This is a genomic window from Amycolatopsis sp. NPDC004625 (genome assembly GCF_040609695.1).
Classification (GTDB): Bacteria; Actinomycetota; Actinomycetes; order Mycobacteriales; family Pseudonocardiaceae; genus Amycolatopsis.
The window spans coordinates 52,487-68,020 of record NZ_JBEXKX010000043.1; the positions used below are offsets into that span (position 1 = coordinate 52,487).

The window sequence follows — 15,534 nt, forward strand, 5'->3', positions numbered from 1 at the left end:
CCGGAGAAAAAGTGAGGCGCATGATGACCGTCCCCATGCAGGCGGTGCACGTCGATTCGCCGACCGAGACCCGCAATCCCCGCACCAAGGACATCGACCTGATGTCCACCGCGGGGATCCTGGGCGCGATCAACGCCGAGGACCGCACGGTCCCCGGTGCCGTCGCCGCGGTGCTGCCCCAGGTGGCGCGCGCCGTGGACTACGCGGTCGACGCCCTGCGGGCGGGCGGCCGGGTGCACTACGTCGGGGCGGGCACGTCCGGGCGCCTGGCCACCCTGGACGCGGCCGAACTGGTGCCGACGTTCAACGTGCCGGGCGACTGGTTCATCGCGCACCACGCCGGCGGCGAGCGCGCCCTGCGTCACGCCGTCGAAAACGCCGAGGACGACTCGGCGGCGGGCGCGGCCGAGATGGCCGCGATGGTCCAGCCCGGCGACTTCGTGCTGGGGCTGACGGCGTCGGGCAGGACGCCGTACGTGCTGGGCGCGCTGCTGGCCGCGTCGCGCCAGGGCGCCCGGACCGGGCTGGTCTCGGGCAACGCCAAGGCCGCGAAGCCGGCCGGGGTGGACGTGCTGATCGCCGTCGACACCGGCCCGGAGGCGATCGCCGGCTCGACCCGGATGAAGGCGGGCACGGCGCAGAAGATGATCCTGACGTCGTTCTCCACGGCGACGATGATCAAGCTGGGCCGGACCTACTCGAACCTGATGGTCAGCATGCGGGCCACCAACGCCAAGCTGCGCGGCCGGACCATCCGGATCCTGCAGGAAGCCACCGGCATGACGATGGCGGACTGCTCGGACGCGCTCACCGAGGCCGGGGGCGACCTCAAGGTGGCGCTGGTGCACCTGCTGTCCGGGGAGGATGTGAAGAGCGCGGCCAAGGCGTTGCACGCGTCCGGTGGGCACGTTCGCAAGGCTTTGGACACTCTCAGGGTGCGCGCGAGCTAGACCTTCATCTGCTCATCTGTCTAACCTCTCAGATGAGGAAGGGCGGATGGCGATGGCGGGTACGACGGAGGACTCGCGGCGTGGGCTGTCGCGTCGCGAGTGGGTGTCGGTCGGTGGGATGGCCGGGTTCATCCTGCTGCTGAACGTCGTGGGCTGGGGCGTGCTCACGGCGTTCGTCGCGCCGCACCACTACGCGCTGGGCACGTCCGGGGTGTTCGGGATCGGGCTGGGCGTCACCGCCTTCACGCTCGGCATGCGGCACGCCTTCGACGCGGACCACATCGCCGCGATCGACAACACCACGCGCAAGCTGATGGCCGACGGCCGGCGGCCGCTGTCGGTCGGGTTCTGGTTCTCGCTCGGGCACTCGACGATCGTGTTCGCGCTGTGCCTGCTGCTGTCGCTCGGCGTCCGGGCGCTGGCCGGGCAGGTCGAGGACGACGGCTCGGCGCTGCACCAGACCACCGGGCTGATCGGGACGTCGGTGTCCGGGGTGTTCCTGTACGTGATCGCGATCCTGAACCTCGTGGTGCTGGCCGGGATCCTGCGGGTCTTCAGGCAGATGCGCCGCGGCGAGTTCGACGAGGCCGCGCTCGAGCGCCAGCTGGACAACCGCGGCGTGCTGAACCGGCTGCTGCGCGGCGCGACGAAGGCCGTGCGCAAGCCGTGGCACATCTACCCGGTCGGGCTGCTGTTCGGCCTGGGCTTCGACACCGCGACCGAAATCGGGCTGCTCGTGCTGGCCGCGGGCGCGGCGACGTTCGCGCTGCCGTGGTACGCGATCCTCGTGCTGCCGGTCCTGTTCGCCGCCGGGATGACCCTGTTCGACACCGTGGACGGCTGCTTCATGAACTTCGCCTACGGCTGGGCGTTCGCGAAGCCGGTGCGCAAGATCTTCTACAACCTCACGGTGACCGCGTTGTCGGTCGCGGTGGCGCTTCTGATCGGGACCATCGAGCTGGTGTCGATCCTCGCCGAGAAGCTGGACATCACGTCCGGGCCGCTGGCCGCGATCGCGTCGGTCGACCTGGACTACGTCGGGTTCGGGATCGTCGGGTTGTTCGTGCTGACGTGGGTCGTCGCGCTGGCCGTGTGGCGGTTCGGGCGGATCGAAGAGAAGTGGTCGGCGAAGCTGTCCGGTTAGGAGGCCGCGTCCGAAATGGACTTAGCTTCGCGCGCACCGGCCTCGAACGCTTCGCAGCAGAAGAGCAGCCACGCGCGTACGCCCTCGGGCGTCCCACCCGCAAAGCCTTCCGCCGCTTCGAGATAACGCGGGACGCGGCGGAAGAACGTCACTTCCGGGACGCTCAACGACTTCGGGTCCAGCCCGGTCGCGACCATCGTCAGCCGGGCGGCCGCGCGCGCGACGACGCCGTCCGCGGTGCCGAACGGCTTGAGCGCCAGCAGTTCCCCGTGCACGACCGCCGTCAGGACCGGCCCCGGCACCGACGTCGCCCCGGTCACCAGCTGGGCCAGCAGCTCGAGCCGGCCGCCGCCGGAATGCGGCCGTCCCAACGCATCCGCGTCGTCGACGAGGTCGGCCGCGGCGAGAACGTGCAAGCGCGCCAAGGCTTGCAGCGGTGCGCGGCGCCACGTCGGCAGCAGCGTTTCGAGGGTCTCCGCGACGCGCAGGGCGCCCGCGAGGACCGGGTCGGCGACCGCGCCGTCGGCCGGCAGTTCCGGGTTCGCGCCCTCGATGCCGGCGGACGCGCGGGCGGCCCGCACGGACGCTTCCGCCGCCGTCGCCGCGCCGCCGCGGAGGTTCGCCGGGAGGCGGTGGACCGCGAACACGGCGTCCTGGGCGGACTTCGCCGCCGCCGCGACGCCTTCGAGGTCGAGGAGGGGCTTCAGCGGATCAGGCATCGAGGACCTGGCCTTCGCGGGAGACCACGGGCGGCAGGACCGACCACGGGAAGTTGATCCAGCGGTCGGTGTGCCGCCAGACGTACTCGCACTTGACCGTCGAATGCGGCTTCTCGTAGACGACGGCCGAGCGGACCTCGGCGACGTGCTCGAGGCAGAAGTCGCGGACCAGCTTGAGCGTGGCGCCGGTGTCGGCGACGTCGTCGGCGATCAGCACCTTCTTGCTCGTCAGGTCGACGACGTTGGGCACCGGCGGCAGCATCACCGGCAGGTCGAGGCGCTGGTCGACGCCGGTGTAGAACTCGACGTTCATCACGTGCAGGTTCTTCACGTCGAGCGCGTAGCCGAGGGCGCCGGCGACGAACAGGCCGCCGCGGGCGATGGACAGGATGAGGTCGGGTGCGAAGCCGTCGTCGGCGATGGTGTGAGCCAGTTCACGGCTCGCCGTGCCGAACAGCTCCCAGCTCAGCTCTTCCCGCTCCTCGGCCATCGAGCCCGCCCTTCCGTCGTGGTCCGCCGAGCATAGGCAACGCGCAAGTGGTCCCTGGAAACGCTCGGAAATTGGCTATCCGGAGCAGCCACTGGCCGATCTACAGTGATCACGTGAGCGAGTGGAGCACCCGACCGACCCTGTCCGGCGAGCACGTCCGCCTGGAGCCGCTGTCCCCCGAGCACGCCAAGGGCCTGCTGGAGGCCGGCGCCGACCCGGGCATCTGGGCGTGGCTGAGCATCCGGCAGCCGGGGGATCTTCCCGCCGCGGAGCGGATGGTCGAGCAGGCGCTCGCCGACCCCGCGCGCCGGGCGTTCGCGCAGATCGACGTCACCTCCGGCCGGGTCGCCGGTACGACGTCGTACTACCAGGTCGTCGAAGCGCACCGGATCCTCTCGATCGGGCACACGTGGATCGGCGCGGACTGGCAGCGCACCGGGCTGAACACCGAGTCGAAGCTGCTGCTGCTCACGCACGCGTTCGAAACCCTTGGCGCGCAACGCGTTTCGTGGGAGACCGACATCCGCAACCTCCGCTCGCAACGCGCCATCGAACGGCTTGGCGCGCTTCGCGAAGGCGTCCTGCGGGCGCACCGGATCCGGCCGGACGGCTCGTCGCGCGACACCGTCACCTACTCGATGCTGGTACCGGAATGGCCTGCCGCGAAGGCACGGCTGAGCGAACGCTTAGTCACCGGGGCTCGCCTGGCACGGTGAACCGGCCGGGCAACGTGGGTGCAACCTTTTACAAGGCGGACTAACGTCGCTAGCGTGCCGCTAGCCGTCATGTCGGCGCACTACAGGAGGCCTTGCAACCATGACCGAGCAGTCCCCCGCCCTGGACAACCTGCTCACCGAGAGCCGCACCTTCCCGCCTGGCGATGATTTCGCTGCTCAGGCCAATGCGAAGGCCGATCTCTACGCCGAAGCGGACGCCGATCGCGAAGCGTTCTGGGCGAAGCAGGCCGAGCGGCTGACGTGGGACACGAAGTGGACCACGGTACTGGACTGGACCAATGCGCCGTTCGCGAAGTGGTTCGTCGGCGGCAAGCTGAACGTCGCCTACAACTGCGTCGACCGGCACGTCGAGTCCGGCCACGGCGAGCAGGTCGCGATCCACTGGGTCGGCGAGCCGGGTGACACCCGGGACATCACCTACGCCGAGCTGAAGACCGAGGTTTCCAAGGCCGCCAACGCACTCGCGTCCCTCGGCGTCACCGCGGGCGACGTCGTGGCGATCCAGCTGCAGATGGTGCCCGAGGCCATCTTCGCGATGCTCGCGTGCGCGAGGATCGGCGCGCTGCACAACGTCGTCTTCGGCGGCTTCTCCCCGACGGCGCTGCGGGCCCGCGTCGACGACGCCGCCGCGAAGATCGTGATCACCTCCGACGGCCAGTTCCGCCGCGGCAAGGCCGCGCCGATGAAGGCCAACGTCGACGAAGCGCTCGAAGGTGCCGAAACCGTCGAGAAGGTCATCGTCGTGAAGCGCACGGGCGACAAGCTCGAAGGCGACGTGCCGTGGACCGACGACCGCGACCTCTGGTGGCACGAGCTCGTCGACGGACAGTCCGAAGAGCACACTCCCGAAGCCTTCGACAGCGAGCACCCGCTGTTCATCCTCTACACGTCCGGCACGACCGGGAAGCCGAAGGGCATCCTGCACACTTCGGGCGGCTACCTGACGCAGACGGCGTACACGCACCACAACGTCTTCGACCACAAGGCCGGCGAAGACGTCTACTGGTGCACCGCGGACATCGGCTGGATCACCGGCCACAGCTACATCGTGTACGGCCCGCTCGCGAACCGCGTCACGCAGGTCGTCTACGAAGGCACGCCGAACACGCCGCACGAGGGGCGGCACTGGGAGATCGTCCAGAAGTACAAGGTCTCCCTCTACTACACGGCGCCGACGCTGATCCGCACGTTCATGAAGTGGGGCGCGGATATCCCCGAGAAGTACGACCTGTCGTCGCTGCGGGTGCTGGGTTCGGTCGGCGAGCCGATCAACCCCGAGGCGTGGATCTGGTACCGCGAGAACATCGGCGCGGGCAAGACCCCGATCGTCGACACCTGGTGGCAGACCGAAACCGGCGCGATCATGATCTCGCCGCTGCCGGGCGTCACCTCGACCAAGCCGGGCTCGGCGCAGAAGGCGCTGCCGGGCATCTCCGCGAAGGTCGTCGACGACCAGGGCGTCGAGGTCGGCCCGGGCGGCGGCGGGTACCTGGTGCTCGACAAGCCGTGGCCGTCGATGCTGCGCGGCGTTTGGGGCGACGAAGAGCGCTTCCGCGACACCTACTGGTCCCGCTTCAAGGACCAGGGCTTCTACTTCGCCGGCGACGGCGCGAAGTACGACAACGACGGTGACGTCTGGCTGCTGGGCCGCGTCGACGACGTGATGAACGTGTCCGGCCACCGCATCTCGACGACCGAGGTCGAGTCGGCGCTCGTTTCGCACCCGACGGTGGCCGAGGCCGCGGTCGTCGGCGCGACCGACCCGACGACCGGCCAGGGCATCGTGGCGTTCGTGATCCTGCGCGGCAACGCCGTCGACGGCGGCGAGGAGGCCATCCAGGCGCTGCGCAACCACGTCGCCAAGGAGATCGGGCCGATCGCGAAGCCGCGGCAGATCATGGTCGTGCCGGAGCTGCCGAAGACGCGCTCGGGCAAGATCATGCGCCGCCTGCTGCGTGACGTCGCGGAGAACCGGCAGGTCGGCGACGTGACCACGCTGGCCGACTCGTCGGTGATGGACCTGATCTCGTCGGGCCTGAAGTCGGGCAAGTCGGAGGAGTGAGCTAGCGTTCTCGCCGTCAGAGCCCTTCCGGCTTCGCGCCGGGAGGGCTCTGTCATGACACCCCGTGTGGCACGACTCGAACGCATGTTCTACGCTGTGCCGCGAACCACACCCACTTCCCGGGCAAGGAGACGACACGACGATGACCGTGGATGTCCTGACGCACGACGAGGAAACGGCTTCGGCTCCGGTTTCCGCTCCGGTTCCGGCTTCGGAGGTTCCCGCCGACGAGGCGACCGAGTCCGAGTCCGCGTCCCCGGCCCCCTCTTCGGAAGGCTCGCCCGAGCCCGCCGCCGAGGAGGCCCCGAAGCCGAAGCGCGGCCGCCCGAAGGGCGCGGCGACGGCGTCGACGGCCAAGAAGACCCGCACGGTCGAGCTGACCCTCACGGTCACCGGCACCGCCGACGGCGAGTGGCAGGCCGAGCTGAAGAACGGCTCGAAGTGGGTCGCGAAGGGCCTGGAGATCCCCGCGGCGGCGGTGTCGCGCGCGGCCAAGGAGCTGCACGCGGACCTGTCCGGCCCGATCGACGAGGTGATCAACCAGGCCCGCGAGGCGCAGGCGGCGAAGGTCGCGGCGCTGGAGGCCGAGCTCGAGAAGGCCAAGCAGGCCCTCGCCGAGCTGGACGCCTGAGCTTCACTCCAGGAAACGCCCGGTCCGCTTCGCGCGGGCCGGGCGTTTCCGCTTTTCACGCGATCGGGGGCCGGTTCGGCAGCGGGGACTTGAACTCGACCCACATCGCGTCCGTCAGCGCCGCCACATGGTGGGACACCCCGCGCGGGTGCACCACCGAATCGCCCGGTTCGAGGACGGCCTCCACCCCCTCGACCGCACCCCGCAGGCGGCCCGACAGCACGTAGACGATCGAGTCGTGGTCGTGCGAATGCGGGGGTGACGACACCCCCGCCGGGTAGTGGATCAGGTAGGCCAGGCCGCTGGAGGCACGCTCCAGCAGCCGGAAGCGGCCCTCGCCGCCGCGCAGTGGGAGGCCCTCCACCGTGGCCAGCGGCTGCCACACCTGCTCGTCCATGCTCCCCATCATGACCCGGAACGGCTGAGAGTCCACACAGGACGGCTTAGGTAAGGCAGTCGTTATTTAGGCGCACCTGACAAAAAGACCAAGTCTCGCCACCATTCCGCTTCCGTGTTTCACTGGTCCGGTGACCGAGACGATCGACGGTGACGCCGTGGAGCACGCGCACGAACCGCACCAGGGCGTGGGCGGGAAGCTGAACTGGCTGCGGGCCGGGGTGCTCGGGGCGAACGACGGCATCGTGTCCGTCGCCGGCATCGTCGTCGGCGTCGCCGGGGCGACCACGGAAAGCACCACGATCCTCACCGCCGGAATCGCCGGGCTCGTCGCCGGCGCCTTTTCCATGGCCGGCGGGGAATACGTCTCCGTCAGCACCCAGCGCGACACCGAACAGGCCTTGCTCCGGCTGGAAAAGCAGGAGCTCAAGACGATGCCCGAGGCCGAGGAGCGCGAACTCGCCCAGATCTACGAGGACAAGGGCCTGTCACCGGAACTGGCCGGCCGGGTCGCCCGCGAACTGACCGAAAAGGATGCCCTGCAGGCGCACGCCGAAGCCGAACTCGGCATCGACCCGGACAACCTGACCAGCCCGTGGCAGGCCGCGTGGGCGTCGCTACTCGCGTTCTCGGTCGGAGCGCTGCTGCCGATCCTCTCGATCGCCTGGGCCGGCGTCTCCCTGCGGGTGTGGGCGTGCGCCGCCGCGGTCGTCGTCGGCCTCACGCTGACCGGCTGGGTCAGCGCGAGGCTCGGCGACGCGAACGTGGGGCGCGCGATCCTCCGCAACGTCGGCGTCGGCGCCCTCACGATGGTGGTGACCTACTTCGTCGGTGTCCTCTTCGGGGTCACCGTGGGTTAGTGCACGCCCTTCATCAGCTTGCGGATGAACGGGATGCCCAGGAACAGCAGCACGCCGACGCCGATCGCGACCCCGCCGACCGTGCTGAAGTACGGCGCTTCGCTGTCCACGGAGTAGTACTCGGCGAGCTTGCCGGACATCGCCGTGCCGAAGGAGACCGACAGGAAGTTCAGCGCCACCATCTGCGTCGGGAACGCCGCCGGCGCGAGCTTCGTCGACAGGGACAGCCCCACCGGGGACAGGCACAGTTCGGCCATCGTGAAGACGAACAGGATGCCGACCAGGGCCAGGAGCGGGCTCGCGTTCTTGCCGCTGCCGACCATGGGCAGGAACAGCAGGAACGCCGCCCCCATCAGCACGGTGCCGATGACGAACTTCGTCGGCGTCGACGGCTGGCGCTCGCCCAGCTTGGTCCACAACGCGGCCAGCAGGGGCGCGAACACGATGATGAACACCGGGTTGACCGAGTTGACCCAGGAAACCGGCATCTCCCAGCCGAACAGGTCGCGGTTCAGCCGCTGGTCGGCGTACACCGTCACCACCGTGAACTGCTGCTGGTAGAGGGAGAAGAACACCGCGCTGGCGATCCACATCGGGATGAACGAGAAGACCCGGCTGCGCTCGTCCGAGGTGATCTTGCGGCTGCTCAGGATCAGCGCGAAGTAGGCCACCGAGATCACCCCGACCACCCACACCACGACGTCGGCCAGGTTGCCCGGGTTGACGACACCGGTCAGCAGCAGCGCGAGGACGGCCGCGACCAGCACCAGCGCGACGCCCACGGCGAGCAGCCGCCGGGACGCGGGCAGCGGGTCCGGTACCACCTTGGCCTTTTCGCCGAGGTTCTTGCGGCCGAGCGTGTACTGGACCAGCCCGAGCGCCATCCCGATCGCGGCGAGGCCGAAGCCGAGGTGGAACCCGACGTCCTGCTGCGCCCAGCCCACCAGCAGCGGGCCGACGAACCCGCCGAGGTTGATGCCCATGTAGAAGATCGTGAAGCCGGCGTCGCGCCGCTCGTCGCCGGCGCTGTAGAGAGTGCCGACGATCGCCGTCGCGTTGGCCTTCAGCCCGCCGCTGCCGACCGCGACGCAGGCGAGGCCCACGCCGACGCCGGCGAGACCGGGCAGCACCGCCAGGCTGATGTGGCCGATCATGATCAGCACGGCGCTGTAGAACAGCGTCCGCTCCGAACCGAGCAGCCGGTCGGCGACCCAGGCACCGACCACGGCGAAGAGGTAGACGAGGCCGCCGTAGGCGCCGACGATGCCGAGGGCGTCTTCCTGCGGCAGGCCGAGACCGCCTTCGGCGGCCGTGCGGTAGAGGTAGAGCGCGAGGATGCCGAGCATCCCGTAGTAGGAGAAGCGCTCCCACAACTCGACGCCGAAGAGGTTCGCCAGCCCTCGTGGGTGCCCGAAGAACCTCGTGTCCTGCTGGACCTCGGTGGAGGTGCTCACAACTGTCGTCTTCCTTGTCGAGGGACTTCGTTGTCCCTTGGCATGCTAGGAGCCCAGCTGGTTACCCACCACCGACACCCCGTGTGGCGGCGGCCATAACGGCGGGTGACGACGACGGATTAAAATATCGTCAAGGTGCGCCGGGAAGTCTGGTCGGCAACAGTGATCAGCGACCCCAGGAGCCGCCCCGATGTCCCGCCCGTTGAGCGAATTCGCCCGTTACCTGCGCACCGAGACGACCGGCGGGTTCATCCTGCTCGGCGCGACGGCGGTCGCGCTGCTCTGGGCCAATTCGCCGCTGCGGGACAGCTACCACGCGCTGCGCGACTTCCGGCTCGGCCCGGAGTTCCTGCACCTGAACCTGACGATCGGCGACTGGGCCGCGGACGGCCTGCTCGCCCTGTTCTTCTTCGTCGCCGGGCTGGAGCTCAAACGCGAACTCGTCGTCGGCGAGCTGTCCCGGCTCAAGCAGGCGGTGCTGCCGGTGATCGCCGCGCTCGGCGGCATGGTCGTGCCGGCGCTCGTCGCGCTGGGCGTCGGCTGGGGGACGCCGGGGATCGAACGGGCCTGGGCGATCCCGGTCGCCACGGACATCGCGTTCGCCCTCGGCGTGCTGGCCCTGACCGCGTCGAACCTGCCCTCGAGCGCACGCGTCTTCCTGCTTTCCCTGGCCGTGGTGGACGACCTCGGCGCGATCATCGTCATCGCCGTGCTGTTCACGACCGGCTTCGACCTGGTCGCGCTGGCCGTCGCCGTCGTGGCGCTCGCGCTGTACGCGTTCCTGCAGCACCGGCGGGTCCGGACGCCGTGGCTGTACGTCCCCCTGGCGCTGGTCACCTGGGTCGCGGTGCACTCGGCCGGCATCCACGCCACGATCGCCGGCGTCGCGCTGGGCCTGCTCACCCGCGTCCGCGCCGACGACGGCGAGGCCGAGGCCCCGGCCCTGCGGCTCGAGCACCGGCTGCAGCCGTGGTCGGCGGCGGTGGCCGTACCGGTGTTCGCGCTGTTCGCGGCCGGGATCTCGGTCAACGCCGACGCGCTCGGCGCGGTCTTCACGACCGCGCTGCCGCTCGCGGTGCTGGCCGGGCTGCTCGGCGGCAAGGTCGTCGGCATCCTCGGCGCCAGCGCGCTCGCGGTGAAACTGGGCGCGGCGGAGAAGCCACGCGGGACGGGCTGGCGGGACATAGCCGCGTTGTCGGTGCTCGGCGGGGTCGGGTTCACGGTCAGCCTGCTGATCGCGGAGCTGGCGCTGCCGGGTGACGCGAGCGAACTGGCCAAGACCGCGGTGCTGATCGCGTCGGCGACGGCGTCCCTGCTGGCGGCGGCCTTGCTACTCCGTCGTAGCAAGGTTCACGCGCAAATCTCCGACACACTGTGACGCCGCCGCGCCCGGTTTGGGGACACATGGCACGATGACCCGGTGAGCAGCCCCAAACACGAGCGCACCGGTCCCGACGGCGTGGGGGCCGTGCCTTACCTCCCGCTGTCCTCCGCCGCCGACGTCCCCGGCGACCAGTCGATCGGCCGCCTGGTCGGCGACGCGACGCAGCACATCTCCACCCTGGTCAGGGCCGAGATGGAGCTCGCGAAGTCCGAGCTCGTCGGCGAGGTGAAGAAGGGCCTCAAGGGGGCCGTTTTCTTCCTGATCGCGCTGACGGTCTTCCTGTACAGCACGTTCTTCCTGTTCTTCTTCGCGGCCGAGGGGCTGGCCCAGTGGCTGCGCTACCGCTGGATCGCGTTCGGCATCGTGTTCTTCCTGATGCTGCTCGTCGCGGGCGTGGCCGGGTTCCTCGGCTACCGCAAGGTGAAGAAGTTCAAGGCACCGGAACGGACCATCGCCAGCGTCAAGGAGACCGCCGCCGCGCTCAAGCCGCAGCGCGCGTCCGAAGGCGACTTGACGACCACGCGCGACTGAGTTCGTTGCACGCGTCCCCCGACCCGTCGATCGTCCGGCTCGACGGCCCGTGGGTTCACCGAGACGTGTCCGCGAACGGCATCCGCCTGCACGTCGCCGAGCTCGGCGACGGGCCGGTCGTGGTGCTGCTGCACGGGTTCGCCGAGTTCTGGTGGACCTGGCACCACCAGCTGCGGGCCCTGGCCGACGCCGGGTTCCGCGCGGTCGCCGTCGACCTGCGCGGCTACGGCGACTCGGACAAGCCGCCCCGCGGCTACGACGCGTGGACGCTCGCCGGTGACGTCGGCGGCCTGATCAAGTCGCTCGGGGCGCGCCGAGCGCACCTCGCCGGGCACGCGTGGGGCGGCCTGCTCGCCTGGACGGTCGCGGCGCTGCACCCGCGGCTCGTGTCGTCGGTGACGGCGATCGGCGCCGCGCACCCGCTCGCGTTGCGCTCGTCGGTCCGCCCGTGGCGCGGCCAGGGCCGCGCGGCCGGGCACCTCTTCCGCTTCCAGGTGCCGATGGCGCCGGAGAAGTGGCTCGTGAAGGACGACGCCCGGGCCGTCGAGGACCTCTTCGGCGGCTGGGCCGGCCGCCGCTGGCGGTCCACCCCGGACTTCGACGACAGCGTCGACGCGTTCCGGCAGGCGATGCTCGTGCCCGGCGTCGCGCACAGCGCGCTCGAGTACTACCGGTGGGCGTTCCGCGCCCAGTTCCGCGGCGAAGGCCGCCGCTTCACCGACGCCGTCGGCACCCGGATAGCGGCGCCGACGCTGCAGCTGCACGGCGCCGAGGACACCTGCATCCTGCCCGAAACGGCGACGGCGTCGGTGCGCTGGGCCGGCCCGCACGCCGAACCGGAGATCTGGTCCGGCGTCGGGCACTTCCCCCACCTCGAGGCCCCGGACCGCACGTCGGCGGCCCTGGTGGAGTTCCTCAAGCGAGACTGATGGCGTTCTTCGCCCGCTCGACCGACTCCTCCGGCGCCGGACCTTCCGCGTTCTCCGTGGCGAGCGCCTGGTTGAGCGCGACGAACGGCCGCATCCGCGTTTCGTAAGCCGCGAAAGCGTCCTCGTGGCCGGCCCGGCCGAGCTCCTGCGCGAGGACGTACGCGCCGACCAGCGCGAGGCTCGTGCCTTGGCCGGACAGCGCCGACGCGCAGTAGCCGGCGTCGCCGACCAGCACGACCCGCCCGGCCGACCAGCGGTCGAGGTGGATCTGGGCCATGGCGTCGAAGTAGAAGACGTCCGCGGCGGCCATCGCTTCGAGCAGCTTCGGCACCTCCCAGCCCACACCGGCGAGCCGCTCGGCGACCAGCCGCTTCTGCTCCGGGACACTCAGCCGGGGCAGCGGTTCCGAGCCGAAACCCAGCGTGACCCGCAGCTCGGTGTTGCCGCGGACCGGGTAGACCGCGCCGCCGGTGTGCTCGTGCCGGAACCAGACCTGCCAGTCCTCGAGGCCGAGGAAGTTGGCCGTCGGGAAGATCGCGAGGTACTGGCCGAGGTGACGGGTGAAGTCCTCCTCCGGCCCGAAAGCCAGCCGCCGCACGGCCGAGTGCAGGCCGTCCGCCCCGACGACCAGGTCGAACGTCCGGAAGCCGCCGTGCTCGAACTCGACGCGCACGCCGTGCGCCTCTTCGGTCAACGCGGTGATCGCGTCGCCGAAGACGTACTCGACGCCGGGTGCTTCGCCCAGGATCGCGACGACGTCGTCGCGCAACAGCTCGAAGTCCGCGCTGTCGAGCCGCCCGCTGCTGAAGGTGTGCTCCTCGGACCGGAACAGCTCGTGCCCGGCGCCGTCCACCACGGACATCCCGCGCATCCGGGTGCGGACTGCGCGCATCCGCTCGCCGAGGCCCATCCGGTCGACGACGTCGAGCGCGGCCCCGCGGACGTCGATCGCCTGGCCGCCGGTGCGCGGGCCGGGTGCGCGCTCCACCACGGTCACGGCCCAGCCCTCGCGCGCCAGGAACCAGGCCAGGGTGCCGCCGGCGACACCCGCGCCGGAGATCAGGATGTTCCGCATTTGTCCTCCAGAGTCGTACGCTTGTCCGCACCACACTGGAGTCAGCACAGCTCGACGGCCACATCTGTACTAGTACAGATGGCTGGCTGTACTAGGTCAGGAGTCCGCCGTGAAGTACGTGGCCATCGCCGACGAACTGCGGGCGCGGATCGCGCGCGGCGAGCTCGCGCCGGGGGCGCGGGTCCCGTCGACGCGCCGGCTCGCGGCCGACCACGGCGTGGCGCTGGCGACCGCGGCGAAGGCGCTGGCCCAGCTGAGCCAGGAAGGGCTCGTCCGGGCCGAGCCGCGGTCCGGCACGGTCGTCGCCGGGCCCGACCGCCGCGGTGGTCAGCGGGGGCTGACCCGCGAACAGCTCGTGCGGACCGCCATCGCGATCGCCGACGCCGAGGGCCTCGGCGCGCTGTCGATGCGCGGCGTCGCGGCCCGCCTCGGCGTCGCGGCGATGGCGCCGTACCGGTACGTGCGGGGCAAGGACGAGCTGGTGCTGCTGATGGCCGACGCCGCGTTCGGCGAGCGCGGCTACCCGGCGAAACCGTCGGGCGACTGGCGCGAACGGCTGACGCTCGGCGGCCGCACGCTCTGGTCGCTGTTCCGGCGGCACCCGTGGCTGGCCCAGCTGGGCCCGATCACGCGGCCGCTGCCGCTGCGCAACCTCGGCCTGCACGGCGAGTGGGCGCTGACGGCGCTGTCCGAGCTCGGCGTCGACGCGGCAACCCTCTGCGACCTGCACGTCCTGTTCTTCAGCTACGTCCAGGGCATCGCGATCCACCTCGAACGCGAGCAGCACGCGCTGGCCTCGTCCGGGCTGTCCGAGGACGAGTGGATGGACCGCCAGCTCCCCTCGATGGGCCCGATGACCACCGGGCGCCCGGTGTTCGCCAAGATGCTCCGCGAGCTCGAGGAGACCGGCTACGACCTCGTCCTGGACGACCTCTTCGAGTCGGGCCTGCGGGCGCTGCTGGACGGCGTCGCGCTGCGGTTCGGGCGTTAGGCCGCGCAGGAACCGGTGGACACGTTCGTCGTCTGCGACGGGGCCGCGTCGACCTCGGCGCGGACCTGCTCGGCCGTCAGCGTGAAGCCCGTCTCCGGGTCCTCCACCGCCGCGCCGAACACGACACCGATCACCTTGCCGTCCGGGGTCACCATCGGACCGCCCGAGTTGCCGCTGCGGATCTCGGCGCGGACCGTGAAGACGTCGCGCTGCACGGTGTTCGCCTCGTAGATGTCCGGGCCGCGGAGGTTGATCCGGCCGCGAACGCGGGCCGGGGTCGCGCGGTACGGGCCGTCGAGCGGGTAGCCGAGCACGATCGCGCTGTCGCCCGCCGTCGCCGTTTCCGGGGCGAACGGCAGCGCCGGGGCCCGCAGCCGCGGGACCGCGAGCACCGCGATGTCGACCTCGGGGTCGAAGTAGACGACGCGGGCCGGGTAGTCGCCCTGCGTCGTTTCGATGCCGACGGTGTCGGTGCCCGCCACGACGTGCGCGTTCGTCATCACCCGCTGCGGCGAGATCACGAACCCGCTGCCTTCCAGCGACCGCGAGCAGGAGCTGGCGGTGCCGCGGATCTTGACCACGCTGCCGTGCAGCTGCTGGACGATCCCGCTGGTCTGCAGCGCGGGGTCCGGCGGCGAGGTGTCCGCCGTCGGGGCCTTCTGGAACGGGTCCACGATGGACGGGAAGCCGGACGCGTCGAGCAGCTTGCGCAGCTGGCTCGGGAAGCCCTGGGCGGCCTCCGGCATGGCGTCGTTGACCTTGCCGAGCACCACCGAGCCGTTGATCGCCTTGGCCAGCCCGGGCAGGCCGGACACGGTGGTCAGCGGCGTCGCGATCAGCCACGCCACCACGAAGACGACCAGGGCCTGCACGACCGCGCCGAGCGTCTTGTCGATGCCGGAGAACCGGTCGGGGTTGATCTTCTGCCGGAGCCGGCGGCCCACGTAGACGCCGATCGCCTCGCCGAAGGCGACCAGGAAGACGACCGTCGCGACCGCGAAGGCGACCTTCCAGACCGGGTCGTCGAAGAACGAGACCACCACCGGCGCGAGCTTGATGCCGGCGACCGCGCCGAGCACGACGCCGACGAGCGACGGCAGCGCGATGATCACGCCCTGGTATGCGCCGGACACCGCCGCCAGCACGGCCAGCAGCAGCACCAGCACATCGACCCAGTTCAC

16 protein-coding genes are annotated in these 15,534 nt (G+C 70.6%); 10 read left to right on the plus strand and 6 right to left on the minus strand.

The window, feature by feature from the left end; all coding sequences use genetic code 11:
- Positions 1–20: 20 nt before the first annotated feature.
- Both ABZW17_RS35985 and ABZW17_RS35990 read left to right on the plus strand, forming a co-directional pair.
- Positions 21–950 (plus strand): N-acetylmuramic acid 6-phosphate etherase, encoded by a 930-nt coding sequence (locus ABZW17_RS35985; RefSeq protein ID WP_354824048.1) that lies wholly within the window; start codon positions 21–23, stop codon positions 948–950.
- Between the two features lie 46 nt (positions 951–996).
- Positions 997–2,094, plus strand: a complete 1,098-nt coding sequence (locus tag ABZW17_RS35990; protein ID WP_354824050.1) for a HoxN/HupN/NixA family nickel/cobalt transporter — start codon at positions 997–999, stop codon at positions 2,092–2,094.
- Here the strand turns inward: ABZW17_RS35990 and ABZW17_RS35995 are convergent.
- Together ABZW17_RS35995 and ABZW17_RS36000 are read right to left on the minus strand one after the other, a co-directional pair.
- Positions 2,091–2,813, minus strand: coding sequence for an oxidoreductase (locus ABZW17_RS35995; RefSeq protein WP_354824052.1), 723 nt, complete (start codon positions 2,811–2,813; stop codon positions 2,091–2,093). The genes ABZW17_RS35990 and ABZW17_RS35995 overlap by 4 nt on opposite strands.
- Positions 2,806–3,303 (minus strand): phosphoribosyltransferase, encoded by a 498-nt coding sequence (locus tag ABZW17_RS36000; protein WP_003081688.1) that lies wholly within the window; start codon positions 3,301–3,303, stop codon positions 2,806–2,808. Before ABZW17_RS36000 ends, ABZW17_RS35995 begins: the two co-directional genes overlap by 8 nt.
- A 113-nt stretch (positions 3,304–3,416) precedes the next feature.
- Here ABZW17_RS36000 and ABZW17_RS36005 point away from each other — a divergent pair, with 113 nt between their 5' ends.
- The 3 genes from ABZW17_RS36005 to ABZW17_RS36015 all read left to right on the plus strand — a co-directional run bounded on the left by ABZW17_RS36005 (position 3,417) and on the right by ABZW17_RS36015 (position 6,733).
- A complete protein-coding gene (locus ABZW17_RS36005; RefSeq protein WP_354824054.1) occupies positions 3,417–4,019 on the plus strand; it encodes a GNAT family protein in 603 nt (200 codons plus the stop codon).
- Between the two features lie 100 nt (positions 4,020–4,119).
- Positions 4,120–6,102 (plus strand): acetate--CoA ligase, encoded by a 1,983-nt coding sequence (acs, locus tag ABZW17_RS36010; RefSeq protein ID WP_354824056.1) that lies wholly within the window; start codon positions 4,120–4,122, stop codon positions 6,100–6,102.
- Positions 6,103–6,244: 142 nt separating this feature from the next.
- Positions 6,245–6,733, plus strand: coding sequence for a DUF6319 family protein (locus tag ABZW17_RS36015; RefSeq protein ID WP_354824058.1), 489 nt, complete (start codon positions 6,245–6,247; stop codon positions 6,731–6,733).
- Between the two features lie 55 nt (positions 6,734–6,788).
- Here ABZW17_RS36015 and ABZW17_RS36020 read toward each other — a convergent pair whose 3' ends face one another.
- Entirely contained in the window at positions 6,789–7,142 is a 354-nt protein-coding gene (locus ABZW17_RS36020) for a cupin domain-containing protein (RefSeq protein ID WP_354824119.1), read from the minus strand.
- Between the two features lie 118 nt (positions 7,143–7,260).
- Here ABZW17_RS36020 and ABZW17_RS36025 point away from each other — a divergent pair, with 118 nt between their 5' ends.
- On the plus strand, positions 7,261–7,989 hold the full coding sequence (locus ABZW17_RS36025) for a VIT family protein (protein ID WP_354824060.1): 729 nt from the start codon (positions 7,261–7,263) through the stop codon (positions 7,987–7,989).
- Here ABZW17_RS36025 and ABZW17_RS36030 read toward each other — a convergent pair.
- On the minus strand, positions 7,986–9,443 hold the full coding sequence (locus tag ABZW17_RS36030; RefSeq protein WP_354824062.1) for a peptide MFS transporter: 1,458 nt from the start codon (positions 9,441–9,443) through the stop codon (positions 7,986–7,988). The two genes, ABZW17_RS36025 and ABZW17_RS36030, sit on opposite strands and share 4 nt — an antisense overlap.
- 190 nt (positions 9,444–9,633) lie before the next feature.
- Between ABZW17_RS36030 and nhaA the strand changes: the two genes are divergently transcribed.
- The 3 genes from nhaA to ABZW17_RS36045 are packed head-to-tail and all read left to right on the plus strand — an operon-like array spanning position 9,634 to position 12,287.
- Positions 9,634–10,821, plus strand: a complete 1,188-nt coding sequence (gene nhaA / locus ABZW17_RS36035) for a Na+/H+ antiporter NhaA (protein WP_354824064.1) — start codon at positions 9,634–9,636, stop codon at positions 10,819–10,821.
- 42 nt (positions 10,822–10,863) lie between these two features.
- The gene (locus tag ABZW17_RS36040) at positions 10,864–11,358 is read left to right on the plus strand and encodes a phage holin family protein (RefSeq protein WP_354824066.1); all 495 of its coding nucleotides are present in this window, start codon (positions 10,864–10,866) and stop codon (positions 11,356–11,358) included.
- Between the two features lie 5 nt (positions 11,359–11,363).
- The gene (locus tag ABZW17_RS36045) at positions 11,364–12,287 is read left to right on the plus strand and encodes an alpha/beta hydrolase (protein ID WP_354824068.1); all 924 of its coding nucleotides are present in this window, start codon (positions 11,364–11,366) and stop codon (positions 12,285–12,287) included.
- Here the strand turns inward: ABZW17_RS36045 and ABZW17_RS36050 are convergent.
- Positions 12,274–13,362 carry an FAD-dependent monooxygenase gene (locus tag ABZW17_RS36050; RefSeq protein WP_354824070.1) on the minus strand — a complete coding sequence of 363 codons (1,089 nt, stop codon included), beginning with the start codon at positions 13,360–13,362 and terminating at the stop codon, positions 12,274–12,276. The two genes, ABZW17_RS36045 and ABZW17_RS36050, sit on opposite strands and share 14 nt — an antisense overlap.
- Before the next feature lie 109 nt (positions 13,363–13,471).
- Here ABZW17_RS36050 and ABZW17_RS36055 point away from each other — a divergent pair, with 109 nt between their 5' ends.
- Positions 13,472–14,353, plus strand: coding sequence for a GntR family transcriptional regulator (locus ABZW17_RS36055; RefSeq protein ID WP_354824072.1), 882 nt, complete (start codon positions 13,472–13,474; stop codon positions 14,351–14,353).
- On the opposite strand, the gene ABZW17_RS36060 is transcribed toward ABZW17_RS36055, so the two are convergent.
- Positions 14,350–15,534 carry a MarP family serine protease gene (locus tag ABZW17_RS36060; RefSeq protein WP_354824074.1) on the minus strand — a complete coding sequence of 395 codons (1,185 nt, stop codon included), beginning with the start codon at positions 15,532–15,534 and terminating at the stop codon, positions 14,350–14,352. The genes ABZW17_RS36055 and ABZW17_RS36060 overlap by 4 nt on opposite strands.